The sequence below is a fragment of the Betaproteobacteria bacterium genome, assembly GCA_016709965.1.
Classification (GTDB): Bacteria; Pseudomonadota; Gammaproteobacteria; order Burkholderiales; family Rhodocyclaceae; genus Azonexus; species Azonexus amarohabitans.
Genome location: JADJLT010000006.1, coordinates 876472 through 898104, shown reverse-complemented (window position 1 = coordinate 898104; position 21633 = coordinate 876472). Strand labels below are relative to the sequence as shown.

Here is a 21633-nt window from a genome sequence, read left to right as displayed (position 1 = left end):
CCTAACCCAGCACCGGAGATTCACTCTCATCCTTCAGTTGCAGCCCTGTCAGTCGGCGGATCAGGGCGGCGCGTATCAGCCAGGCCAGTTTGCCGGCAGCCACTGGCGGTGGCAGGCCGTCGATACGGATATTGGAAACACAGTTGCGCTCGGCGTCGAGGCGCCCGGGTTGCGGGGCGAACGTAAGATAGGCGCCAAGGCTGTCGGGTGACGAGAGACCGGGGCGCTCGCCGATCAATACCAGAACAAGGCTGGCTTGGAGGTTTGCGCCAATTTCGTCGCCGAGTGCCACCCGGCCCTGTTCGGCGATGATCAGTGGGGCAATTCGCAGGCCGTCGAGGTGAGGCAGCAGCGCTTGCACAAGCGACAGTGCATGGGCCTCAACGGCTGGGGCTGACAAGCCGTCGGCGATGACGATGACGAGATCACAGTTGCCGTTTTGGCTGGCTTCAATGCTCAGGCTACTGGCGCTGGCTTCGTCCAGATGGCGGCCGAGGTCGGGGCGTTGCAGATAGGTCAGACGGTCAGTGGCGCAACTGTGGACAAAAAGCGCCTCGCCGCCCTGCTCCCGCCAGCGGGCGGAGAGTTTGGCGGGATCGAGCAGCTGATGTACCGCATCGCGAGCCAGGGCATGGGCTACGTCGAAGTTGAGGACAGCGCGGGTTGGCAGGCTGCTGCCGCTGCGGCCGAGCGCAATGCGGGCGGCGGTGAGCGTGGCCAGCGCCTGCCAGGGGTCGGGGCTGACGGGCTTCATGTAAAACTCCGCGACAGGTCGCTCAACAGACGATGATCGGCCTGCGCCGGCAGCAGGCGGCCGGTGTCATCGGTCAGTCCCATGGTCTGGAGCCACATCTCGAATTCCGGCGCCCGCTGCAAGCCGAGCACATTGCGGACAAACAGTTGATCGTGAAAGGAAGTGCTCTGGTAATTGAGCATGATGTCGTCCGCCCCCGGCACCCCCATGATGAAATTGACGCCGGCCGTGCCGAGCAGCACCAGCAGGTTATCCATATCGTCCTGATCGGCCTCGGCATGGTTGGTGTAACAGATGTCGCAGCCCATGGGCAGGCCGAGCAATTTGCCGCAGAAGTGGTCTTCGAGCCCAGCGCGGATGATCTGCTTGCCGTCGTAGAGATATTCCGGCCCGATGAAGCCGACAACCGTATTGACCAGCAACGGCTTGAAATGGCGGGCCACGGCGTAGGCCCGTGCCTCACAGGTCTGCTGGTCGACCCCGTGGTGGGCATTGGCCGAGAGGGCGCTCCCCTGGCCGGTCTCGAAGTACATGACGTTGTCGCCGACCGTGCCCCGTTTGAGCGATAGCGCCGCCTCGCGCGCTTCCCGCAGCATGGCCAGATTGATCCCAAAACCGCTATTGGCCGCCTCGGTGCCGGCCACCGATTGAAAGACCAGGTCGACCGGCAAGCCCATTTCAATGGCGCGAATCTGGCTGCTGACATGGGTCAGCACACAGGACTGGGTGGGGATGGCCAAACGCCCGATCAGTTCGTCGAGCATCCGCCACAAGGTGCTCAGTGCGGCCATGCTGTCCGAGGCCGGATTGATGCCAATGACCGCGTCACCGACGCCATACATCAGGCCGTCGAGCATGGCGGCGGCAATGCCGCGCGGGTCGTCGGTCGGGTGATTGGGCTGCAGACGCACGGCCAGCCGCCCGGGCAGACCGATGGTGTCGCGGAAAGCGGTGACCACCCGGCATTTGCGGGCAATGGCAATGAGATCCTGGTTGCGCATCAGCTTGCTGACGGCAGCGGCCATTTCCGGTGTGATACCGGGCACGACAGCGGCCAGTTGTACGCCGTCGGTCGCGTCGGCCAGCAGCCAGTCGCGGAATTCACCCACGGTCAATGATGCCAATGGGGCAAAGGCAGCCGCATCGTGGCCATCGATGATCAGGCGCGTGACTTCGTCAGTTTCGTATGGGATCAACGCCTCATCGAGAAAGCGACGCAAGGGCAGATCGGCCAGCACCAGACGCGCCGCCATGCGCTCCACCGCCGTGTTTGCGGCGATGCCGGCGAGATTGTCGCCAGAGCGCGCCGGGCTGGCCTTGGCCAGCAGATCCTTGAGATCGGCAAAGCTGTAACGGCGAATCCCGACGCTGGCGCTCAGTGTCATGTCAGACGTCGGCGGAAGACCCAGGTATTTTCATCGGATACCGACGGCTCGAAGGCGTAACCGTCGGTGTCGAATTTTTTCAGCCCTTCCGGCTCGTTCAGCCGGTTCTCCACCACGTAACGCGTCATCAGGCCGCGCGCCCGCTTGGCGTAGAAGCTGATGATCTTGTACTGGCCGTTCTTCCAGTCTTCGAACACCGGCTGGATCAATTGCCCCTTGATCTTGCGGCCGACAGCTGCCTTGAAATATTCCTCGGAGGCCAGGTTGATGGCAACCGGCCGGGGCATATCGGTCAGTTCGGCATTGATGGCCTTGAGCAATCGCTCGCCCCAGAATTCATAAAGGTTCTTGCCTGCCTTGTTGGCGAACCTGGTGCCCATTTCGAGCCGGTAGGGCTGGATCAGATCGAGCGGTTTGAGAATGCCGTAGAGGCCGGAGAGGATGCGCACGTGCTGCTGGGCGAAATCAAGATCATCGGCGCTCAGTGTTTTTGCCGAGAGCCCGTCATACACGTCGCCGTCAAAGGCAAGCGCCGCCTGTTTGGCGTTTTCCGGGGTGAAGGGCAGATGCCATTCGGCGTAGCGTTTGAAATTGAGCAACGCCAGCGGATCAGACAGTGTCATCAGGTTGGCAATGTCGGCCGGCGACAGCTTGCGTAGCTGCTTGATCAAAAGTTCGGACTGCTTGAGATAGGCCGGGACGGTATGCGTGGCAATATGCGGCGGCGTCTGGTAGTCGAGCGACTTGGCGGGGGATAGAAATATCAACATGGCGATGATGGATGGCGAAGCGAGGCCTTCATCTTAACGGAAGCCGCTCAAGCCCGGCGTTCGGCCTCCCGGATGGCCGAAAGCGGAAAACCGAAACGGCGCCGGAAACGCATCGTCAAATGCGATGGCGACTGATAGCCGACGGCAAGCGCAATCTGGCTCACCGGCTGCGTTGTCGCTTGCAGCAGAGTGAGCGCGTAGGAAAGCCGGGCGTCGCTCAGGATTGCTGACAGACTGACGCCCTCATCGGCCAACCGTAGGCGCAAGGTTGCTTCACTCATCGCCAGCCGCGATGCGACTTCTGGCGCCAGCCACGCCTTGGCCAGATCGCTCGCGACCAGTTGCCGCACTTTTTGCGCCACGCTTGCCACCTCGGGCGGCGCAAAGCTGCAGCCACAAACATCGAGCCAGTGCAGCATTTCAGTCGCCCGGTGCGCGGCCACCGGCTGCGGCAGTTCGGCGTTGTCGAGCGCGGCCATCATTGCCTTGGCCGATTCGACAAATCCTGGCAGCAGGCGGCGGATCGGCGAAACCCTGCTGATCGGCCGAGCCACCGTTTGTTGTGCCGCGTGCCGGGCCAGCAGCGAGGCATCCCAGGCCAGCCAGAAGGCACGGTAAATGCCGGCGTCCGGCCGGTTTTCGATGTCCAGCGCCTGGCCACCGGCAATCGCCACGACCTCACCGGCCCCCACGACGCAGTCGCCGCCATCCCAGCGCAAGGCCTTTTCACCGCGCTCGACGACGATCACCAACGGCTGCTCGATGAACAGCCGCCGGAATTCCAGCACCTGCCGCTGCAGCACGCCGGGTCGATGCAGGATGTGCGGCGTACTTTCGGGCCAGACTATGGGCGAAGACATTTTTCGATTTTGGGCAAAATTTCCGGTTGACCGCAGGAATGCGTTTTCAAGGACTTTTCGGGCAGCCGCCAGGATGATGGACGCGCTTTGTCGAAGCCGGATTGGCAATCAGTTTGCCCGGCGGCCGACGCGGACGTGGCACAAACTCGCCGCCGCAATTCGGGCAAATACCGTGCAATACCGTTTCCACGCAGCTCGCACAAAACGTGCACTCGAACGTGCAGATGCGTGCCTCCGTCGATTCCGGCGGCAGATCCTTGTCGCAACACTCGCAGTTGGGTCTCAGTTCAAGCATCGTCATCTCCCGAAAAATTGTGTCGATGAAAACTATATCAGCGAGCGCCCTGCAGCGTCGTCATTGCCTTTGCCAGGCGATTGAGATGCGTCAGGTAACCAACCAGGGCGGGCGAAGCATCCGCTGGAAAGTCGAGATGTGCCACCTTCAGTGCATGGACCGCGATCTCGTAACGATGGACTTCGCCAACCGGCGGGCAGGCGCCGAAATAGCCTGCGCTCCCGGCGTCGCCGCGCACCGCTGTGGCACCTGCGGGCAATGGCCCCTTCGCGCTGCCCACTCCAGCCGGCAACTCGCGCACCTCGGCGGGAATATTCGCCACCGTCCAATGCCACCAGCCGGAACCAGTCGGCGCGTCGGGATCGTACATCGTCACCACATAGCTTTGGGTGCCGGCTGGCGCGCCCGACCATCGGACCAGCGGCGAGACATTGCCGCCCGTGCAGCCGAACGCATTGGCGAATTGCTCAGCGGCCAGATGGCCATCAGTCTGGTCGACGACTTCTACCCTGAACTCGTCCGAGCGAACCCCGCTCGACGCAAAAGCCAGCACGGCCAGCGCAATAAGGCTGTAACGATTGTTGGTCATTCCATTTCTCCATCAGCATTGAACACGGCACCAGTCTGCCGCGAGGCGTGACCCGGCACTATCGCAATTCGATCAAGGCGCGTCGGAGAACGATCAATCCCCGGAAATTCGCAGCGAACTGGGGGATCACCCCTGTGGCTGGTAAAATTCCATCTTTGCTTTTTCTGGAACACCGATGAAACGCACCCGCTTTGGTTCTCGCGACCGACTTTCCCGCGAAGCGGCTGAGCTGCAACGTCTGGCCATCGGCCTTTCCGAATCCGGCGGCAAGCTCGAAGACCACTACTGGGAAGAGAAGCTGGCCGAAGCCGTCGACAGCCTGTTGCAAGACGGCGCCGAGGATGACATCAATACCGCGCTCGACCGCCTGTTCGAAGCCAATCCACGCGGCCACGACGAACTCGCCGACATGGTCGAATCGCGGGCCGAAACCAACCGGCTGGAAGCCCATGGCCAGGCATTCGACATCCAGCTCTTCGCAGCGCCCATCCTCGCCTGGTCCCGCTTTTCCATCCCGGCCAGCCCGCTGCCCAAAGACACGCTGCAGGCGCTGGCCGTTCACCTCGGCGCCCATGTTTTTGGTGGCGACACCCGCCTGGCGCTGGCCGATTTCCTGTTCAGCCCCGACCAGTTGCCGCGCAGTTTCTGCGACACCTGGCAACTGACCAAACAGCTCGGTGAGGCCGCATTGGCCGGCCAGCATCTGCCAGTCGACGCCTCCGGCATGGCTGAAACCAACCGCTTCCTGTCCGACGTTCGCTACATCGTCGGCACCATCGCCGTCCCGCGCGGCAAGCCGCTGTTCCGCTGGAACGAAAAAGACGGCAACAAGGAAACCGCGCTCAAGGAATGGATCGCGCAGGGCAACCCCAACCTGGAACCGCTGCTCACCGGCTGCGCCTGGCAACCGCTGCTGCCGGATTCGTACCACGCCTCCTGCCGCAATGCCGACCGCCTGTCCCGCCCCTATTCGCTGAAAGCCTCGGTCGCTTTCCTGAACAGCCTGCTCGGCCTGAAGCCAGCCGACATCCGCGCCGTCGTCGGCCCCTGCTACGACCGCAGGATGGAGGAATACCGTGTCAGCCTCGGCCCAACGACCGGTGACGAGGTTTACCACGGCATCGTCTGGCCACTGCTCGGCGCTGAAGACGAAGCCACCGACGCGGCCGGCGAAATCGAAGCCATCCTGCGTGAAACCGGCGTCAAGGAAGTTCTCTTCCTCGACCACCATTTCCCGATGGAATTCTGCGACGACTGCGGCGCCCCGCTCTTCCCCAATCGCGAAGCAGAACTGGCCCACGCCGAAATGCCAGACCAACCCGGCACCGACTCACAAGTCCTGCACTAATGGGTCAGTCGTCGAACGCGGACTGGCTGGCCCGCAGCCAGGCAGCCGTCTGGCACCCCTGCACGCAGATGCAGCACCACGCGCAGACGGCCTCGCCGGCCCACCTGCCGATGGTGCCCATTGCCCGTGGCAGCGGCGCCTGGCTCTACGACTTCGACGGCAAGCGCTACCTCGACGGCATCAGCTCGTGGTGGACCAACCTTTTCGGCCACGCCAATCCGCGCATCAACGCGGCGCTGCGCGAACAGCTTGAAACACTCGAACACGTCATGCTCGCCGGCTTCACGCACCAGCCGGTGGTCGAACTTTCCGAGCGTTTGAGCGCCCTGACCGCCGGCGCTCTCGGCCACGCCTTCTACGCCTCGGACGGCGCCTCGGCCACCGAGATCGCGCTGAAAATGAGCTTTCACTACTGGCGCAATATCGGCCGGCCGGAGAAAGCAGAATTCCTCTGCCTTGCTGGCAGCTACCATGGTGAAACGGTGGGAGCACTGGCAGTAACCGATGTCGCCATTTTCAAGGATGCCTACGCGCCGCTGGTGCGGGCCGCGACGGTCATTCCTTCGCCGGACTTTCGGCTGGCCGAATCCGGTGAAAGCCCGGCCGACGTCGCCCGTCGGGCTGCCGCCGCGCTGGAAGCCCACCTCGAAAAACACGCAGGAAAAATCGCCGCTCTGATCGTCGAACCGCTGGTGCAAGGCGCCGCTGGCATGGCGATGTACGACCCGGCATACCTGCGCCTCGCCCGCCAACTCTGCGACCGCTACGAAGTCCACCTGATCTGCGACGAAATCGCCGTCGGCTGCGGCCGCACCGGCACCTTCTTTGCGCACGAACAAGCGGACATACGGCCAGACCTGATGTGCCTGTCAAAAGGCATTTCCGGCGGCTATCTACCGCTCTCCATCGTCCTCAGCAGCGACACCATCTACAACGCCTTCCTCGACGACTCCGTCACCCGCGCCTTCCTGCACTCGCACTCCTACACCGGCAATGCGCTGGCCTGCCGCGCCGCCCTCGCCACACTCGATATTTTCGCGTCCGACGACGTTCTCACGGTCAACCGGAAAAAAGCGCAAAAAATCGAATCCGCCCTCGCCCCGCTAGCTGATCACCCGCAAGTAAAACACCTACGCCAGCGCGGCATGATCGCCGCCTTCGATGTCACCACCAACGACCCCTATTTCTCCCGCAAGTTCTACCGCGCCGCGCTGGAACGCGAAGCCCTGATCCGGCCGATCGGCAACACGGTTTATTTGATGCCGCCGTATATCGTCAGTGATGAGGAAATTGAACATCTTGGCGCCGCAATCAAGAGTGCGCTGACTGACTCGCTCATCAAATAACCCACTGCCACTAAATTGCTACGACTTTCTCAGTTTAGCCACAAGCGCTCTGTCAAAATCTTTCTCCTTATGAATCAATCTTCATAATGAAGCCTGTGGACCCTATTGAAGTTCAGTTCGGCCTTACGCACGACTGCATTCGCGCCTGCATCTTTGCCAATCATAGAGCGCATCAACATCGGAATCGCCGCGCCAACCTTGCCAATTTTTGCCAAGCCATCTACGATATACCCATGAGCACGATGAATATTTCTCTACCCGATTCGCTGAAAACCTTCGTCGACGATCAGGTCAGCCAACGCGGTTATGGCACCAGTAGCGAGTATGTTCGCGAGCTGATTCGCAGAGATCAGGATCGCCTGCAGTTGCGTGGGCTGTTGCTGGCTGGCGCAGCTTCGGCGCCGGCAGCCCCGGCTGATGCAGCCTATTTCACCAGCCTGCGCGCACACGTGGCTCAGCAAACCGGGCGGTGAGGACCAAGCAGGTCATCCCGCGCGAACAGGCCAATCGGGACATTGACGAAACGCTTGCCTACTATCTGGGCGAAGACTCTGAAACCGCAGCCCTCGGCTTCATCGACACGCTGGAACAAGCCTACGCGCACATCGCCCGCCACCCCTCGACAGGCGCCATTCAATATGCTCACGAACTGAACCTTCCCGGCCTGCATTTCTGGCCGCTCAAACGCTATCCCTACCTCGTTTTTTATGTCGAGCAGGGCACGCATATCGACATCTGGCGCGTACTCAATGCAAAACGCGACATTCCCGCCTGGCTGCAGGAAAATATTACCCCATGACCACCTATCCGCTTGAAGACCGCCTGACCGCCGAACTTGTCGCGCACTTACAGGAGCTCGAAACTGCCGGCCAGACCCGCCGCCGCCGTGTGCTGGAAGCACCTTGCGGCCGAATTGCCACGGTCGACGGCAAAAACGTGCTGAATTTCGCCAGTAACGATTACCTCGGGCTGGCCGGCAATGACGAGATCGCCCAAGCGCTGGCCGAAGGCGCCATGCAATGGGGGGCCGGCAGCGGTGCTTCGCATCTGGTCAGCGGTCATCTGGCGCCGCATGACGCGCTGGAAAAGGAAATCGCCGACTTCACCGGTTTTCCGCGTGCGCTGACCTTCTCCACCGGCTATCTGGCCAACCTAGCTGTCACACCAACACTGGCCGGGCGCGGTGATGCAGTCTTTGCCGACAAGCTGAACCATGCCTCGCTGATCGACGCCATGCAGCAGGCCAAGGCCAACGGTGCCGACGTTCTGCGCTACCCTCATAACGATGTGGCAGTACTGGAAACCATGCTCGCCGCCAGTACTGCCGCGCACAAGCTCATCGTCACCGACGCCGTGTTCAGCATGGATGGCGACCTTGCGCCGCTGCCGCTGATCTTCGCCCTGGCCGAGCGTTACGACGCATGGCTGGTCATCGACGACGCCCATGGTTTTGGCGTCCTCGGCCCGCACGGCAAGGGCAGCCTCGGCCACTTCAACCTGCCCGCCTCACCGCGCATTTTGCTGATGGGCACCCTGGGCAAGGCTGCCGGCGTCGGTGGCGCCTTCGTCGCCGGCTCGGAGACGGCCATCGAATACCTGCTACAAAAAGGCCGCAGCTACATTTTCACCACCGCTCAGCCACCGGCCATCGCTTGCGCGCTATCGAAGAGCCTCCAACTGATCAAGAATGGTGACGCCCTGCGCGCAAATTTGATGGCTCGTATCGGCCAGTTGCGTGACGGCCTCGCCGGCCTGCCGTTAAAATTGCTGGCCTCGGCCACAACCATTCAGCCGTTGATCGTCGGCGAGAACGAAGCCACCGTGACGCTCTCCAAAGCCTTGTGGGAACGCGGCTTGTGGGTCCCGGCGATTCGTCCGCCGACGGTACCAAAAGGCACGGCACGGCTGCGCATTTCGGTATCTGCCGCTCACACCGAAGCAGATATCGCACAACTGATCACTGCCTTGAAGGAATTGGCATGAACGCACCAATCGTTTTTTTGCCAGGCTGGTGCCTGGGACGCACACCGCTGAATGCTGCGGTCAACGCGATAAATGGCCAGATTTTCGATTTGCCCGGCTACGGCAATGCGCCGCTGATCACTGATTTTTACGCAGCCGCTGATGACATCGCCGCCCGCGTGCAACCGGGAACGACACTTGCAGGCTGGTCGCTCGGCGCCCAACTGGCGCTGGCCATCGCCGCACGCCATCCGGATAAGGTCGGCAAATTGGTACTGGTTGCCGGCACCACGTCTTTCGTCCAGCGCGATGGCTGGCCGCACGCCATGCCGCCGGACATGCTGGCCGAATTCGCTGCCGGCATTGCCGCCGATGTCGAAGCCATGCTGCCGCGTTTTGTCGGCGGTTTCAATCGGGGCGATGCCAATGCCAAGGCGGTGACGCTGGAGTTACTCAAACTGGCCGATCCACGTCCTGCGGGTGAAGTGCTCGGCACCGGCCTCAACTGGCTGCGCGACGTCGACCTGCGCGACAGCGCCCTCCAGGTCAAGGCGCCTACCCTGCTTATCCACGGTGGCGCCGACCCGTTGATGCCGCTAGGTGCAGCCGAAGCCCTCGCCGCCTTGATTCCCGGTGCAAAACTGGCCGTTTTCGACGACTGCGCCCACGCCCCCTTCATGTCACGTCCGGATGATTTCCTGGCCACGGTACGCGACTTCCTGAATGAATAGACCGTCCAAGGCTCGCATCCGGCAATCGTTCGAGCGCGCCGCCCTGACTTACGACAGCGCGGCCGACATCCAGCGCCGAATTTGCACACAGCTCGCCGAAGGCTTGCCGGATTTCACCCCGGCCCGCCTTCTCGATGCCGGGTGCGGCACTGGCTATGCGCAAACCGATCTGCAGTCGCGCTATCCGGATGTGCATGCCATCGGGCTCGACCTGTCGCCCGCCATGCTGCACCGGATCGCAGCCCCCTGCTGCCGCATCGCGGGCGATCTGGAACACCTGCCGCTGGCCGACGCCAGCATTGATTTCTATTGGTCCAGCCTTGCCGTCCAGTGGTGCGACCTGCACATCGCCCTGCGCGAAGCGCACCGAGCGCTGCGCCCGAACGGTCTCGTCGCCGTCGCCAGCCTGGGTCCAGCCACCTTCCATGAGATGCGCCACGCTTTTGCCGAGGTTGATGACTATCGTCACACGCTCAATTTTCACAGCGAAAATGAAATCCGGAAAATTGCGACCAATCTCGGGTTTACTGCGGTCAACACGAAAAAAAGCACAAAAATCGCACATTATGCCGACTTCAAAACGCTGCTCCGAGCCGTCAAGGCCATTGGCGCCAACCAGCTTGGCGATGGCCGGCGCACCAGCCTGATGAGCCGCAACAATTTTCAGCGTGCCGAGGCCGCTTACGAACAATTGCGTACCTCGGCCGGCCTGCCGCTGAGCTATGACGTCATCTATCTCTACGCAAACAAATGACTCGCGCCTATTTTCTGACCGGCACCGACACCGAAATCGGCAAGACCTACATCACCTGCGCCCTACTCCACCGCGCCGGGCTTGACGGCCTGAGGGCTGTCGGCCTCAAGCCGGTCGCTGCCGGCACAAACATTGCCGGACTGAACGATGATGTCGAAGCCATTCGTGCGGCCAGCAACGTCAAATTACCGCGTGAAATCATCAACCCGTATTGCTTCGAGGCTGCCATCGCACCGCATATTGCCGCCGCCGAAGAAGGCAGACACATCGAATACGAGTCGATCAAGGTCAGCTGCGAGCAGGCCGGACAGCAAGCTGATCTTGTCATCGTCGAAGGCGTGGGTGGTTTTTGCGTACCGCTGGGCATTGACCAGAGCGCAGCCGATCTGGCCGTCAAGCTCGGCCTGCCGGTCATCCTCGTCATCGGCATGCGGCTTGGCTGCATCAATCACGCGCTGCTGACAGCAGAAGCCATCACCGCACGTGGTTTGAAAATAGCGGGCTGGGTGGCCAATCGCATCGATCCGGCCATGTCACGTTTTGATGAAAACCTGGCGACGCTAAGGTCGCTGTTGCCGGCACCGCTACTCGGTGTGGTGCCCTACGAACCGACTGGCGGCACTGTCGGCGCCGCCGGATGCCTGCAATTACCTGACACTTAGGGCTGTTGCGACTTCGCGCAGCCGGTGCTGCAAACTGGCAACTGCATCACCGAGGCCGGCAAGATTTCCCTGCTTGGCCTGAGACTCCAGACGCATTGCATCAGCAGCACCCGCATCATCCGAAAAAGTCGCAAGCAGTCCTTTGATGGTATGCGCTTCGCGTTGCAAGACCGAGGCATCTCCCGACTCAAAAGCAGCCACCAGCGCCGAACAGTTGTTGCCAACATCGTCGAGATACATGTCCACCATCATTGAATAGATCTCCTCGTCGTCGCCCAATCGCTCAAGAATTGATGCCCGGTCAAGGATGAATGCTTCTGCCATTTAATGCTCCATCGAGATTGCCAGCGCCAACCCTGTTGCGCCGGCCACCACTTAAATCATGGGGACTTCTTCGTCACGGAAGCGCTGACGAACATCGAGAACATGCTCCCAGCCAGCGAGAAAAGCTTCCACGCACAGTGGATCGAAATGCTTGCCGCGCCCGTCTTCAAGAAACTGGCAGGCATCACCCAATGGCCACGCCCGCTTGTAAGGGCGCTCGGACGTCAATGCATCGAAGACGTCGGCTACCGCGACAATACGACCAAACAAGGGAATCTGATTGCCTTTCAAACCATGCGGATAACCGGTGCCGTCGAATTTTTCGTGATGCGAAATGGCAACCTCGGCCCCGGCGCGCATGATTTCCGAACGGCTATCCTTGAGCAATTCATAGCCAATCTTTGAATGCCCCTTCATGACCTCGAACTCTTCCGGCGTCAATTTACCCGGCTTGAGCAGGATGTAATCGGGAATGCCTATCTTGCCCACATCATGCATCGGCGCCGCTTCGAGTATCAGCTTCTGTTGCTGCAAGCTGAGATCCAGCCCCAAGGCAATAATCTGCGAGTAATGGGCCATGCGCTGGATGTGCGCCCCGGTTTCTGGATCACGAAATTCAGCAGCCCGCGAAATACGGAAAATCAGTTCCTTCTCGCGCTCGCGAATTTGGGCAGTTCGTTCTTCAACCAGCGAAGAAAGATGCTCGGCACGATCCGCAAGGAATTTCTGGCCGGTGCGCAGCGACAGCATGTTGCGGGCACGGGCTGAGAACTCGATCCGATCGATCGGCTTGGTCAGGAAGTCGTTAGCCCCGCCAAGCAGCGCCTCGTAGCGAATGTCCTTCTGGTCATTGGCCGTAATCATCAGGACCGGGATTTCATTGCGCCCATGCAAGGCACGAAAGGCGCTGATGAATTTCAGGCCATCCATGTCCGGCATCATGTAATCGACAATGACCAGATCAGGCACGTTTTCGCGGCACCACGCCAGTGCCGCCAGGGGATTATCAAAAATAGTCGGGCTACAGTCACCCAGTTTGATCACCAGCGCCTTGATCAGCGTCAGGTTGATGTCACTGTCATCGATGATCAGGACGTTATGCATAGACTCTCATGAGTGCGGGACAGTTTGTTCTGGGAGTATATAATGCTCCGCCATGAAACTGCTCTTCGACCTCTTCCCTGTCATCCTCTTTTTCGCCACTTTCAAGTACACGGAAAAGAATCCCGAACTCGCGTCCAGCTGGATGGGCTCACTGCTTGGCTTCGTCCCCGACGACATCAAGCTGGCGCCGATTCTGCTAGCCACCGTCGTCGTTATCGCTGCCACGGTCGCCCAGATCATCTGGGTGCAGCTCCGTCACGGCAAGGTCGACAAAATGCTCTGGGTCAGTCTCATACTGGTTGTCGTCTTCGGCGGCCTGACACTGGCCTTCCAGAACGAAGCCTTCATCAAATGGAAGCCCACCATTCTTTATTGGGTTTTTGCCGGCAGCATGGCATTCAGCGCGCTGATCCTCAAAAAAAATCCGATCAAGGCCATGCTCGGCGAACAACTGACCCTGCCCGAACCCATCTGGGCCAAGCTCAATCTGGCGTGGATTGCCTTCTTTGTGGTGATGGGGGTGTTGAATCTACTCATCGCCTTCAATTTTTCGACCGATACCTGGGTCAATTTCAAACTGTTCGGCGGTATGGGCCTGATGCTTGTTTTCGTGCTCGGCCAAGGCATGCTGCTGTCCAAATATGTTGAGGAAGAAAAGTAATGCTGTACGCCATCATTGCCGAAGACAAGGCCGGCACACTTGAAAGGCGCATGGCTGCCCGCCCTGCACACGTCGAGCGCCTGCAGGCTCTGCAAGCCGAAGCCCGACTGATCCTGGCCGGCCCATGTCCGGCCATCGACTCCCCCGACCCCGGCCCGGCCGGCTTCTCGGGCAGCATCATCATTGCCGAGTTCGCCTCGCTGGCGATCGCGCAGGCCTGGGCTGACGCCGACCCCTACATTGCTGCCGGGGTCTATGAAAAGGTCGTCATCAAGCCTTTCAAGAAAGTCCTGCCGGCGTGAGTTCGGAAACCATAGAACTGCTAAGGCAGCGACTGGCCCTGCTGCAACCAGAAACGGTCGTCATCGTCGATGACTCACATCGCCACGCCGGCCACGCCGGCGCACGCGACGGCGGCCACTACCAGTTACAAATTGTTGCACAGGCATTTGCCGGTAAAAGTACTATTGCCCGTCACCGCATGATTTATGATGCGGCAGGTGACTTGATGCGCGGACAGATTCATGCGCTCAGCATCCGAGCCGAAGTACCCGGCGAAGTATAATTTTTGTTATTCCCTTTACCCAAGGATAGATACATGCTCAAGCTCTCCCGTTTGGCCGCTCTGCTTATCGCCGGCGCCATTGTTTCCGCCCCGGCTCTTGCTGCCGACAAGGGCAAGGCTTTCGCCACCGTTAACGGCCAGCCGATCCCGCAATCCGTCTATAACGCTTTCGTCGCCGAGCAGAAAGCCCAGGGCGCTCCGGATTCCCCGGAATTGCAAAACGCGGTCAAGGAAGAACTCGTCCGTCGTGAAATCCTGGCTCAGGAAGCCAAGAAAAAAGGTCTAGACAAAAGCGCGAACATCCAGGGACAGATCGAATTAGCCAAACAGGCCGTGCTGATCCGTGCCTTCCTGTCAGACTATGTCAAGGCCCACCCGATCAGTGATGCACAGCTCAAATCCGAGTACGAACTGATCAAAAACAACCTCGGCAACACCGAATACAAGGCCCGCCACGTGCTGGTCGAAAAGGAAGAGGACGCCAAGGCGATCATCGCCAAGCTGGACAAGGGCGAGAAGTTCTCCGAACTGGCCAAGGTATCGAAGGATCCGGGCTCCAAAGACAAGGGCGGCGAACTCGGCTGGAGCTCGCCAAAGGCATACGTCAAGCCGTTTGGCGATGCACTGACCCAATTGAAGAAGGGTGAATACACCAAGACCCCGGTGAAGTCCGACTTCGGCTACCACGTCATCCAACTCGACGACTCCCGTCCGATGACCCCGCCGCCGTTCGATCAGGTCAAGCCGCAACTGCAACAGCGCGCTGGCCAGCAGCAGGTTGAGAATCTGGTCAAAGAATTGCGCGGCAAGGCCAAGGTCGACTAATTCGTCGCCTGCCATGCGAGAATGCCCACCCAATGGTGGGCATTTTTGTTTTTGGGGGAGACGTTTTTGTTAGACATCCTGAAAAAGCTCTTTGGTGGAAATTCCGTCCAGGAAGAGACATCTCCACCGAAAGCCGAATTACTGTCGGCGCCAGTCGTCATCGCCAAGACCGGTCAGTTCCTTCGTCGCGAAGCCGTTTTTGATCGCAACAATCGGCTGTCAGGCCATGTTTTCTACCTGCAGCAGTCGACCCTGCTGGCCAATGCCGACGATGAGCAACAGCGCACTTTCGACAAGCGGCTCATCAATACGCTGAATGCCAGCCCGGAAGCCTGGAATACCAGCCTCGCCTTCATCCCGCTCAGTTCCTCCAGCCTCGACCTTCCCGAGCTTGAGCGCTTGAAGACAACAAACATTGTTCTTCTTGTCCAGTTGGCTGCCGATGCCGAATCGGACATCGTCTGCGATGCCATCGACCAACTTTTCCTGCGTGGTTTTCACGTCGGTATCTTTCGCCAGCCAAAAAATCCGGCATTCACCAAAGCCATTCGCCTGGCCGACTATGCCGCGATCGATATAGCCGCCAATGAACCTGAAAGTGCCCGTGGTTTTTCGGCAGCCATTCGTACCGGCGGGATTGAGCGCCCCATCCACCTAGTCGCCTTCAATGTCGAAACACTGGATGACCATCGCTTCTGCCACCAACTGAATTTCAACAATTTCCACGGGAAATTTGCCAGTTCACCACCCGAGTTAGTCGGCGAAGTTCCAGGCGACCCGCAAAGGGGTCAGCTCCTCAACTTGCTGCGCCTGGTTCAGGGCGATGCAGAAATCGCCGAAATTGCCGCAGCGATGAAACAGGATCCCGTACTCAGCTTTCGCATTCTGCGTTACCTGAACTCCCCAGCCCTCGCCCTGAACCATCGGATTGATTCGCTGGAACAGGCATTGATCATTCTCGGCCGACAGCGCCTGAGCCGCTGGCTTGCAGTACTTTTATTTTCCGTGCGCAACCCGCATGTTGGCGACTGGCTGATGATTGAAAACGCCTTGACGCGTGGTCGACTCATGGAGGTTCTGGCCGAGCAGGCGATGCCTGGGCAGTCGCACGACCCTTTATTTCTGACGGGTATTTTTTCTTGCCTGGGCACCTTGCTGCACAAGCCTCTGGCCGACATCCTTGACGACATGTTGCTGGCCGACGACATCAGGACAGCATTGCTCGAACACAGCGGCCCCTACGCGCCGCTGCTGGGCGTAGCCATAGCCAGTGAAAATTCAGACCAGCAGCAAATCGAAAAAGCATCGCTTGCTGCAAGTGTTGATCCGGACAGCGTCAATCACGCCCTGCTCGCAGCCACTGCCTGGGCCAGCGAAGTTACCGAATACTGGGAATAGTCCCCAAAAATCGTCAGAAAAATTGATGCAGATTGAGGCCGGAACAGGCCATTGGTGGCTAAATCTGCTCCGATGGCACTACGTCTATTCTGCGCCCTGCTCGCCCTGTACGTTGCGTGGCCAGTCCACGCCCACCAAAGCCTGCAAGCATGGCTCGACACCGCACTACCGGGAAGCACCCTGCGCCTGCCGCCCGGTATCTATAGCGGTCCGGGAATAATCACAAAACCATTGACGCTCGACGGTGACGGCAAGGTCATTATTGACGCAGGCGGCAAGGGGACTGTACTCACCATCAAGGCAGACCATGTCACGATACGTGGGCTGTCCCTGCGCGGCAGCGGTGATTCACACGACGCTATTGATGGCGGCATCATGGTGACTGAAGGCAGCAATCTGCTGATTGAAAACAACGTGATCGAGGATGTGCTGTTCGGGATTTCACTGCACCGGACCACGGACAGCATGGTACGAAATAACCGTATCCGCTCGCGTGGCAAAGATTCTGCCGATCGCGGGGATGGCGTGAGGTTGTGGTACAGCATGGGCAACCGCATCGAGAACAACGACATTGCGCACATCCGCGATATTACTGTCAGCAACTCGCCGCACAACCGCTATACCGGCAATACCATCCGCGACAGTCGACGTGCCTTCAATTTTCTTTTTTCGAACAGAAGTCTGGTTGACCGCAACCTTCTGGAAAAAAACTCGACCGGCATCATCGCGCTCAATTCAGATGGCCTGATCATCCGCAACAACCGTATCCTGCACGCCATGGATGCCTCGGGTGCAGGCATCGCGCTGAAGGAAACGTCGGCAGCATTGATCGTCGGCAATGAAATCATCCATTGCGCCCACGGCATCATGGCGGATTCTCCGATGGATGCGATCAATCGCATTGTCTTCATTAATAATCTGGTCGCCCACAACATTACCGGCATTTATTTTTACGGCGCCAAAGGCGGTCATATCGCCATCAACAACACTTTCCGCAGCAATCTTTGGCCAGTGACCATCATCGGTGATGGCGATCCGATGAACGATACCTGGTGGGGCAACTCCTGGGATACCTACGAAGGCTTCGACCTGGATGGCGACGGTTTCGGCGACAAGCCGCATGAGCTACACGTTTATGCCGACCGTCTCTGGATTGAAACCCCAAGCGCAACCTTCTTCCGAAATTCGCCAGTGCTCGAACTGCTCGATTTTCTCGAAAAACTGGCACCGTTCTCGACGCCGTCGCTCATTCTGCGCGACACCGCGCCACGCATGCAGCCGGCGCGAGGCTACAACTGATATTCATCTCCGCCGCCCCGGATGGCCATTTCGACGACACTTTTCGACAGATGCGGTGCAAACAGCGAAATAAAATCGTAGTCATAACGGCGCAGGTAAGTACCCCGACGCAGCGCCAGTCGAGTGGTATTGGATTCGAACAAATGAGCGGCATCCAGTGCCGCCAACCCGGTGTCGCGCTGAGGATCGAAGGCCAGGGCTGAAATGATGCCCAAGCCGAGACCCAGGCTGACGTAGGTCTTGATCACGTCGGCATCCAGAGCGGTCAGCGCAACATTGGGCTCAACACCGATGCGCTCAAATGCGCGATTGATGCGCGATCGACCAGTAAACGCCGTGTCGTAGGTAATCAATGGCCACTTGGCCAGTTCATTCAGCGACAATGGCTGCGATTTGAGGATCGGATGTCCTTCCGGCGCAATCACGCAATGCGTCCATTGGCGCACCGGCAGCGTGATTAATTGCGGATACTGGTCGAGCGACTCGGTGGCGATGCCGATATCAGCTTCGCCGGCGACCACCCATTCGGCAATCTGGATCGGATTGCCCTGATGCATCTCAAGCTTGACATCCGGGTGTTGTGCGACGAAATCACGCACCACGAGCGGTAGCGCGTAACGCGCCTGAGTATGGGTGGCCGCCAGGACAAGGCGGCCGCTATCGCCACTGGCAAATTCACTGCTCGCCCGCTTCAGATTTTCGGCCTCGCGCAGAATTCGCTCGGCGATGGCCAGCACTGCTTTCCCCGGCTCGGTGACACCGGTAAAGCGTTTGCCGCTACGCTCGAAAATGGAAATCCCGAGTTCGTCTTCAAGCAGCTTGACCTGCTTTGAGATGCCAGGCTGTGAGGTATACAGGGATTCCGCTGCCTCGGAGACATTCAATCCCTGACGCTGAATTTCGACGATGTACCGAAGTTGCTGGAGTTTCATGGCACGCTTAATAACAGAACGATATAACAATCTAACTCAATATTCTTTTTGATTCAAATAGCCGCTGTTAGCATGCCTTCCATGGATTATCTTTACACCCTTTCCGGCTTCGGCGTCGGGGCCATTGTTGGCCTGACGGGCGTTGGCGGCGGCTCGCTAATGACGCCGCTGCTCGTGCTGCTCTTCGGCGTCCCGCCAGCTACGGCTGTCGGCACCGACCTGCTTTACGCGGCGATGACCAAGGCGGGCGGCACGGTGGCGCATGGCAGAAAAGGCCACATTGACTGGTCGATTACCAGCCGGCTTGCCATGGGTAGCATTCCTGCTGCTGCCATCACGGTCTGGATCCTCTCCCAGATGCCGAAGGGGAGCAATGTCATCGGTCAGGTGATTTCGAACGGACTCGGTTTCGCGCTGCTGCTGACTGCGGTAGCCATCCTTTTCGGCCGCAAGCTGCGCGAATATGCCGGAAAACACGAAGATTCCGCACTACGCCGCTGCTGCCTGGGCAAAATCACGGTCGCCGTCGGCGCCATACTCGGCGTGCTGGTCACCATCTCGTCCGTCGGTGCCGGCGCACTTGGCGTTGCGGCATTGTTTTTCCTCTATCCCAAACTTTCCACGGTCCGCATTGTCGGATCGGATGTTGCCCACGCCGTGCCGCTGACCCTGGTCGCCGGGCTGGGTCACTGGATGCTGGGCGGGGTTGACTGGCCGCTGCTCGGCAGCCTGCTTCTCGGTTCGATACCCGGCATTTGGCTGGGTACCCAAGTTTCCGCCAAAGTGCCGGAGCATATCCTGCGCCGCATTCTGGCCTCCATGCTGGTGCTGATCGGTACCAAGCTGGTTTTTGCCTAAGGACGTTTCATGTACAAATACGATGCTATCGACCGCCAGCTGATCAATGAGCGTGTCGACCAGTTCCGCGATCAGGTCCGCCGCTGGAAAGCCGGCGAACTGGCCGATGACGAATTCCGTCCGCTGCGCCTGCAGAACGGCCTGTATATCCAGCGCCATGCGCCAATGTTCCGCATCGCCGTGCCTTACGGGATGATGAGTTCCGCCCAGCTGCGCAAGCTGGGCCACGTTGCCCGCAAATACGACCGGGGCTATGGCCATTTCACGACACGCCACAATCTTCAGCTGAACTGGCCAAAGGTCGAGGATGTGCCGGAGATTCTTGCCGAGCTGGCCGAAGTCGAGATGCACGCCATCCAGACTTCCGGCAACTGCATGCGCAACATCACGACCGACCAGTTCGCCGGTGTCGCTGCCGACGAAGTGATCGACCCGCGCCCGCTGGCCGAAATCCTCCGCCAGTGGACGACCTTCCACCCGGAATTCGCTTTCCTGCCGCGCAAGTTCAAGATCGCCATTTCCGGCACGAAGGAAGACCGTGCCGTCACCTGGTTCCACGACATTGGCCTGCATCTGCAAGAGCAAAATGGCGAAGTCGGCTTCCGCGTCATCGTTGGTGGGGGCCTTGGCCGGACGCCGATCCGCGGCCAGATCGTCCGTGAATTTCTGCCCTGGCAGCACATCCTGACCTATTGCGAGGCCGTCCTCCGCGTTTATAACCGCCAGGGTCGCCGTGACAACGCCTACAAGGCGCGCATCAAGATTCTCGTCCAGGCGCTCGGCGTCGAAGCTTTCACCCAGCTGGTCGAAGAAGAATGGGCGCATATCAAAGACGGCCCGGCCACCATCACGCAGGCCGAATTCGACCGTGTCGCAGCGCATTTCACCGCCCCGCCCTACGAAACACTCGGCGCCAGTGATGCTGGTCTGACCGAAAAGCTGGCTTTTGAAAAATCGTTCAAAAACTGGGTTGACCGCAGCACTCACCCACACCAGGTACCAGGCTATACCGCCGTCACCCTGTCGCTGAAAAAGCCCGGCATTGCCCCGGGTGACATCACTTCTGAGCAGATGGAAGCGGTGGCCGACCTCGCCGACCAGTACAGCTTTGGCGAACTGCGCATCAGCCACGAGCAGAACATCATCCTGGCCGACGTCAAACTATCCGAGCTGCATGAAGTCTGGCTGAAGGCCAAGGACGCCGGCGTCGCCACGCCCAACACCGGCCTGTTGACCGGCATCATCTGCTGCCCGGGCGGCGATTTCTGTGATCTGGCCAACGCCAAGTCCATCCCCATCGCCAACGCCATCCAGGCCCGTTTCGACGATCTCGACTACCTGTTCGACATCGGCGAAATCGACCTCAACATCTCCGGCTGCATGAACGCCTGTGGCCACCACCACGTCGGCCACATCGGCGTGCTCGGCGTCGACAAGAACGATTCCGAGTTCTACCAAGTCACGCTGGGCGGCCGTCAAGGTAATGACGCCAAGCTCGGCAAAGTCATCGGCCCTTCGTTCGCCGCTGGCGAAATGCCGGATGTCGTCGACAAAATCATCAAGGTTTACTTAGAAACTCGTCACGCCGACGAGCGCTTCCTCGACACCTTTGATCGCATCGGCATCGACCCGTTCAAGAACCGCGTTTACGAAGGCCGGGCTCATGGCAAGGCAAAGACTGCACAAAAGGAGGCTGCATAATGGCGCAACTGATCAAACTGGGCACCGCCGCGGTCGATAGCTGGACGACGCTCGAACTCGCTGAAGGCGAAACGCCGGAAAACGTTGCCCTGCCGGCTGGTGACGTCATTTTCCCGCTCGCCGTCTGGCAGGCGCGCAAGGCCGAGATCATCTCCTGCCACAAGCGCATCGGCCTGTTGCTGCAACCGGATGAGCGGGTTGAGGACGTGGCTGCCGATCTCGAGTATTTCGTCGTGATCGCCGTCGCCTTCCCGAAATTCGTCGATGGTCGTGGCTACTCGACGGCCAGCCTGCTTCGCCAGCGCTACCAGTACCAAGGCGAGTTGCGCGCCGTCGGCGATGTGCTGCACGACCAGCTTTTCTTCATGCAGCGTGTCGGCTTCGACAGTTACGCCCTGAAGGATGACAAGAATGCGCTGTACGCCATCGAAGCCGGCTTCAGTCCGTTCAGCGATGCCTATCAGACCTCGACCACCGAGCCCCAACCCTATTTCCGCCGTCGCGCCTAGG

The 21633-nt window shown here is 59.6% G+C and carries 26 protein-coding genes; 17 read left to right on the top strand and 9 right to left on the bottom strand.

Annotated features, from left to right (window positions below):
• Position 1: 1 nt before the first annotated feature.
• Genes eutC through IPJ12_18710 form a run of 6 tightly spaced genes read right to left on the bottom strand, consistent with a single transcriptional unit; the run spans position 2 to position 4653 of the window.
• Complete coding sequence (gene eutC / locus IPJ12_18735) at positions 2-754, bottom strand: ethanolamine ammonia-lyase subunit EutC (protein MBK7649132.1); 753 nt, start codon at positions 752-754, stop codon at positions 2-4.
• Positions 751-2139 carry an ethanolamine ammonia-lyase subunit EutB gene (locus IPJ12_18730; protein MBK7649131.1) on the bottom strand — a complete coding sequence of 463 codons (1389 nt, stop codon included), beginning with the start codon at positions 2137-2139 and terminating at the stop codon, positions 751-753. Before IPJ12_18730 ends, eutC begins: the two co-directional genes overlap by 4 nt.
• The gene (yaaA, locus tag IPJ12_18725; protein MBK7649130.1) at positions 2136-2909 is read right to left on the bottom strand and encodes a peroxide stress protein YaaA; all 774 of its coding nucleotides are present in this window, start codon (positions 2907-2909) and stop codon (positions 2136-2138) included. The genes IPJ12_18730 and yaaA overlap by 4 nt, the downstream gene beginning before the upstream one ends.
• Before the next feature lie 47 nt (positions 2910-2956).
• A complete protein-coding gene (locus IPJ12_18720; protein ID MBK7649129.1) occupies positions 2957-3769 on the bottom strand; it encodes a helix-turn-helix transcriptional regulator in 813 nt (270 codons plus the stop codon).
• 46 nt (positions 3770-3815) lie between these two features.
• A complete protein-coding gene (locus tag IPJ12_18715) occupies positions 3816-4064 on the bottom strand; it encodes a DUF1272 domain-containing protein (GenBank protein ID MBK7649128.1) in 249 nt (82 codons plus the stop codon).
• Between the two features lie 37 nt (positions 4065-4101).
• Positions 4102-4653: a YbhB/YbcL family Raf kinase inhibitor-like protein gene (locus IPJ12_18710; GenBank protein ID MBK7649127.1), complete on the bottom strand. Its 552-nt coding sequence runs from the start codon at positions 4651-4653 to the stop codon at positions 4102-4104.
• 175 nt (positions 4654-4828) lie between these two features.
• On the opposite strand from IPJ12_18710, the gene IPJ12_18705 reads away from it, so the two are divergent.
• From IPJ12_18705 to bioD, 8 genes are all read left to right on the top strand, one after another.
• Positions 4829-6001: a DUF2863 family protein gene (locus IPJ12_18705; protein MBK7649126.1), complete on the top strand. Its 1173-nt coding sequence runs from the start codon at positions 4829-4831 to the stop codon at positions 5999-6001.
• Positions 6001-7347 carry an adenosylmethionine--8-amino-7-oxononanoate transaminase gene (locus IPJ12_18700; protein ID MBK7649125.1) on the top strand — a complete coding sequence of 449 codons (1347 nt, stop codon included), beginning with the start codon at positions 6001-6003 and terminating at the stop codon, positions 7345-7347. The genes IPJ12_18705 and IPJ12_18700 overlap by 1 nt, the downstream gene beginning before the upstream one ends.
• A 233-nt stretch (positions 7348-7580) precedes the next feature.
• Positions 7581-7820 (top strand): type II toxin-antitoxin system ParD family antitoxin, encoded by a 240-nt coding sequence (locus tag IPJ12_18695; GenBank protein ID MBK7649124.1) that lies wholly within the window; start codon positions 7581-7583, stop codon positions 7818-7820.
• On the top strand, positions 7817-8146 hold the full coding sequence (locus IPJ12_18690) for a type II toxin-antitoxin system RelE/ParE family toxin (protein MBK7649123.1): 330 nt from the start codon (positions 7817-7819) through the stop codon (positions 8144-8146). The genes IPJ12_18695 and IPJ12_18690 overlap by 4 nt, the downstream gene beginning before the upstream one ends.
• Positions 8143-9330 carry an 8-amino-7-oxononanoate synthase gene (gene bioF / locus IPJ12_18685; protein ID MBK7649122.1) on the top strand — a complete coding sequence of 396 codons (1188 nt, stop codon included), beginning with the start codon at positions 8143-8145 and terminating at the stop codon, positions 9328-9330. The genes IPJ12_18690 and bioF overlap by 4 nt, the downstream gene beginning before the upstream one ends.
• A complete protein-coding gene (locus tag IPJ12_18680) occupies positions 9327-10040 on the top strand; it encodes an alpha/beta fold hydrolase (GenBank protein MBK7649121.1) in 714 nt (237 codons plus the stop codon). Before bioF ends, IPJ12_18680 begins: the two co-directional genes overlap by 4 nt.
• Complete coding sequence (gene bioC, locus IPJ12_18675) at positions 10033-10794, top strand: malonyl-ACP O-methyltransferase BioC (GenBank protein MBK7649120.1); 762 nt, start codon at positions 10033-10035, stop codon at positions 10792-10794. Before IPJ12_18680 ends, bioC begins: the two co-directional genes overlap by 8 nt.
• Entirely contained in the window at positions 10791-11456 is a 666-nt protein-coding gene (gene bioD, locus IPJ12_18670) for a dethiobiotin synthase (protein MBK7649119.1), read from the top strand. Before bioC ends, bioD begins: the two co-directional genes overlap by 4 nt.
• Here the strand turns inward: bioD and IPJ12_18665 are convergent.
• Positions 11442-11780, bottom strand: a complete 339-nt coding sequence (locus IPJ12_18665; protein MBK7649118.1) for an Hpt domain-containing protein — start codon at positions 11778-11780, stop codon at positions 11442-11444. The two genes, bioD and IPJ12_18665, sit on opposite strands and share 15 nt — an antisense overlap.
• Positions 11781-11831: 51 nt before the next feature.
• Positions 11832-12884: a response regulator gene (locus IPJ12_18660; protein ID MBK7649117.1), complete on the bottom strand. Its 1053-nt coding sequence runs from the start codon at positions 12882-12884 to the stop codon at positions 11832-11834.
• Between the two features lie 52 nt (positions 12885-12936).
• Between IPJ12_18660 and IPJ12_18655 the strand changes: the two genes are divergently transcribed.
• The 6 genes from IPJ12_18655 to nosD all read left to right on the top strand — a co-directional run bounded on the left by IPJ12_18655 (position 12937) and on the right by nosD (position 17632).
• Entirely contained in the window at positions 12937-13545 is a 609-nt protein-coding gene (locus IPJ12_18655; protein MBK7649116.1) for a septation protein A, read from the top strand.
• Positions 13545-13847 carry a YciI family protein gene (locus tag IPJ12_18650; protein MBK7649115.1) on the top strand — a complete coding sequence of 101 codons (303 nt, stop codon included), beginning with the start codon at positions 13545-13547 and terminating at the stop codon, positions 13845-13847. The genes IPJ12_18655 and IPJ12_18650 overlap by 1 nt, the downstream gene beginning before the upstream one ends.
• Positions 13844-14110, top strand: a complete 267-nt coding sequence (locus IPJ12_18645; protein ID MBK7649114.1) for a BolA family transcriptional regulator — start codon at positions 13844-13846, stop codon at positions 14108-14110. The genes IPJ12_18650 and IPJ12_18645 overlap by 4 nt, the downstream gene beginning before the upstream one ends.
• Positions 14111-14143: 33 nt before the next feature.
• Positions 14144-14935, top strand: a complete 792-nt coding sequence (locus IPJ12_18640; protein MBK7649113.1) for a peptidylprolyl isomerase — start codon at positions 14144-14146, stop codon at positions 14933-14935.
• A gap of 66 nt (positions 14936-15001) precedes the next feature.
• Positions 15002-16333: an HDOD domain-containing protein gene (locus tag IPJ12_18635; protein MBK7649112.1), complete on the top strand. Its 1332-nt coding sequence runs from the start codon at positions 15002-15004 to the stop codon at positions 16331-16333.
• A 72-nt stretch (positions 16334-16405) separates the two neighbouring features.
• Positions 16406-17632, top strand: a complete 1227-nt coding sequence (gene nosD / locus IPJ12_18630; protein MBK7649111.1) for a nitrous oxide reductase family maturation protein NosD — start codon at positions 16406-16408, stop codon at positions 17630-17632.
• Here nosD and IPJ12_18625 read toward each other — a convergent pair.
• Positions 17623-18564 carry a CysB family HTH-type transcriptional regulator gene (locus IPJ12_18625; GenBank protein MBK7649110.1) on the bottom strand — a complete coding sequence of 314 codons (942 nt, stop codon included), beginning with the start codon at positions 18562-18564 and terminating at the stop codon, positions 17623-17625. The genes nosD and IPJ12_18625 overlap by 10 nt on opposite strands.
• 81 nt (positions 18565-18645) lie before the next feature.
• On the opposite strand from IPJ12_18625, the gene IPJ12_18620 reads away from it, so the two are divergent.
• Genes IPJ12_18620 through IPJ12_18610 form a run of 3 tightly spaced genes read left to right on the top strand, consistent with a single transcriptional unit; the run spans position 18646 to position 21632 of the window.
• On the top strand, positions 18646-19422 hold the full coding sequence (locus IPJ12_18620; protein ID MBK7649109.1) for a sulfite exporter TauE/SafE family protein: 777 nt from the start codon (positions 18646-18648) through the stop codon (positions 19420-19422).
• A gap of 9 nt (positions 19423-19431) precedes the next feature.
• Positions 19432-21123, top strand: coding sequence for a nitrite/sulfite reductase (locus IPJ12_18615; protein ID MBK7649108.1), 1692 nt, complete (start codon positions 19432-19434; stop codon positions 21121-21123).
• On the top strand, positions 21123-21632 hold the full coding sequence (locus IPJ12_18610) for a DUF934 domain-containing protein (protein MBK7649107.1): 510 nt from the start codon (positions 21123-21125) through the stop codon (positions 21630-21632). Before IPJ12_18615 ends, IPJ12_18610 begins: the two co-directional genes overlap by 1 nt.
• Position 21633 lies beyond the last annotated feature (1 nt).

Bases quoted from the DNA above. Each gene is read 5' to 3' on its own strand.
- eutC (MBK7649132.1), bottom strand. From the start codon at position 754: ATGAAGCCCGTCAGCCCCGACCCCTGGCAGGCGCTGGCCACGCTCACC.
- IPJ12_18730 (MBK7649131.1), bottom strand. From the start codon at position 2,139: ATGACACTGAGCGCCAGCGTCGGGATTCGCCGTTACAGCTTTGCCGAT.
- yaaA (MBK7649130.1), bottom strand. From the start codon at position 2,909: ATGTTGATATTTCTATCCCCCGCCAAGTCGCTCGACTACCAGACGCCG.
- IPJ12_18720 (MBK7649129.1), bottom strand. From the start codon at position 3,769: ATGTCTTCGCCCATAGTCTGGCCCGAAAGTACGCCGCACATCCTGCAT.
- IPJ12_18715 (MBK7649128.1), bottom strand. From the start codon at position 4,064: ATGCTTGAACTGAGACCCAACTGCGAGTGTTGCGACAAGGATCTGCCG.
- IPJ12_18710 (MBK7649127.1), bottom strand. From the start codon at position 4,653: ATGACCAACAATCGTTACAGCCTTATTGCGCTGGCCGTGCTGGCTTTT.
- IPJ12_18705 (MBK7649126.1), top strand. From the start codon at position 4,829: ATGAAACGCACCCGCTTTGGTTCTCGCGACCGACTTTCCCGCGAAGCG.
- IPJ12_18700 (MBK7649125.1), top strand. From the start codon at position 6,001: ATGGGTCAGTCGTCGAACGCGGACTGGCTGGCCCGCAGCCAGGCAGCC.
- IPJ12_18695 (MBK7649124.1), top strand. From the start codon at position 7,581: ATGAGCACGATGAATATTTCTCTACCCGATTCGCTGAAAACCTTCGTC.
- bioF (MBK7649122.1), top strand. From the start codon at position 8,143: ATGACCACCTATCCGCTTGAAGACCGCCTGACCGCCGAACTTGTCGCG.
- IPJ12_18680 (MBK7649121.1), top strand. From the start codon at position 9,327: ATGAACGCACCAATCGTTTTTTTGCCAGGCTGGTGCCTGGGACGCACA.
- bioC (MBK7649120.1), top strand. From the start codon at position 10,033: ATGAATAGACCGTCCAAGGCTCGCATCCGGCAATCGTTCGAGCGCGCC.
- bioD (MBK7649119.1), top strand. From the start codon at position 10,791: ATGACTCGCGCCTATTTTCTGACCGGCACCGACACCGAAATCGGCAAG.
- IPJ12_18665 (MBK7649118.1), bottom strand. From the start codon at position 11,780: ATGGCAGAAGCATTCATCCTTGACCGGGCATCAATTCTTGAGCGATTG.
- IPJ12_18660 (MBK7649117.1), bottom strand. From the start codon at position 12,884: ATGCATAACGTCCTGATCATCGATGACAGTGACATCAACCTGACGCTG.
- IPJ12_18655 (MBK7649116.1), top strand. From the start codon at position 12,937: ATGAAACTGCTCTTCGACCTCTTCCCTGTCATCCTCTTTTTCGCCACT.
- IPJ12_18650 (MBK7649115.1), top strand. From the start codon at position 13,545: ATGCTGTACGCCATCATTGCCGAAGACAAGGCCGGCACACTTGAAAGG.
- IPJ12_18640 (MBK7649113.1), top strand. From the start codon at position 14,144: ATGCTCAAGCTCTCCCGTTTGGCCGCTCTGCTTATCGCCGGCGCCATT.
- nosD (MBK7649111.1), top strand. From the start codon at position 16,406: ATGGCACTACGTCTATTCTGCGCCCTGCTCGCCCTGTACGTTGCGTGG.
- IPJ12_18625 (MBK7649110.1), bottom strand. From the start codon at position 18,564: ATGAAACTCCAGCAACTTCGGTACATCGTCGAAATTCAGCGTCAGGGA.
- IPJ12_18620 (MBK7649109.1), top strand. From the start codon at position 18,646: ATGGATTATCTTTACACCCTTTCCGGCTTCGGCGTCGGGGCCATTGTT.
- IPJ12_18615 (MBK7649108.1), top strand. From the start codon at position 19,432: ATGTACAAATACGATGCTATCGACCGCCAGCTGATCAATGAGCGTGTC.
- IPJ12_18610 (MBK7649107.1), top strand. From the start codon at position 21,123: ATGGCGCAACTGATCAAACTGGGCACCGCCGCGGTCGATAGCTGGACG.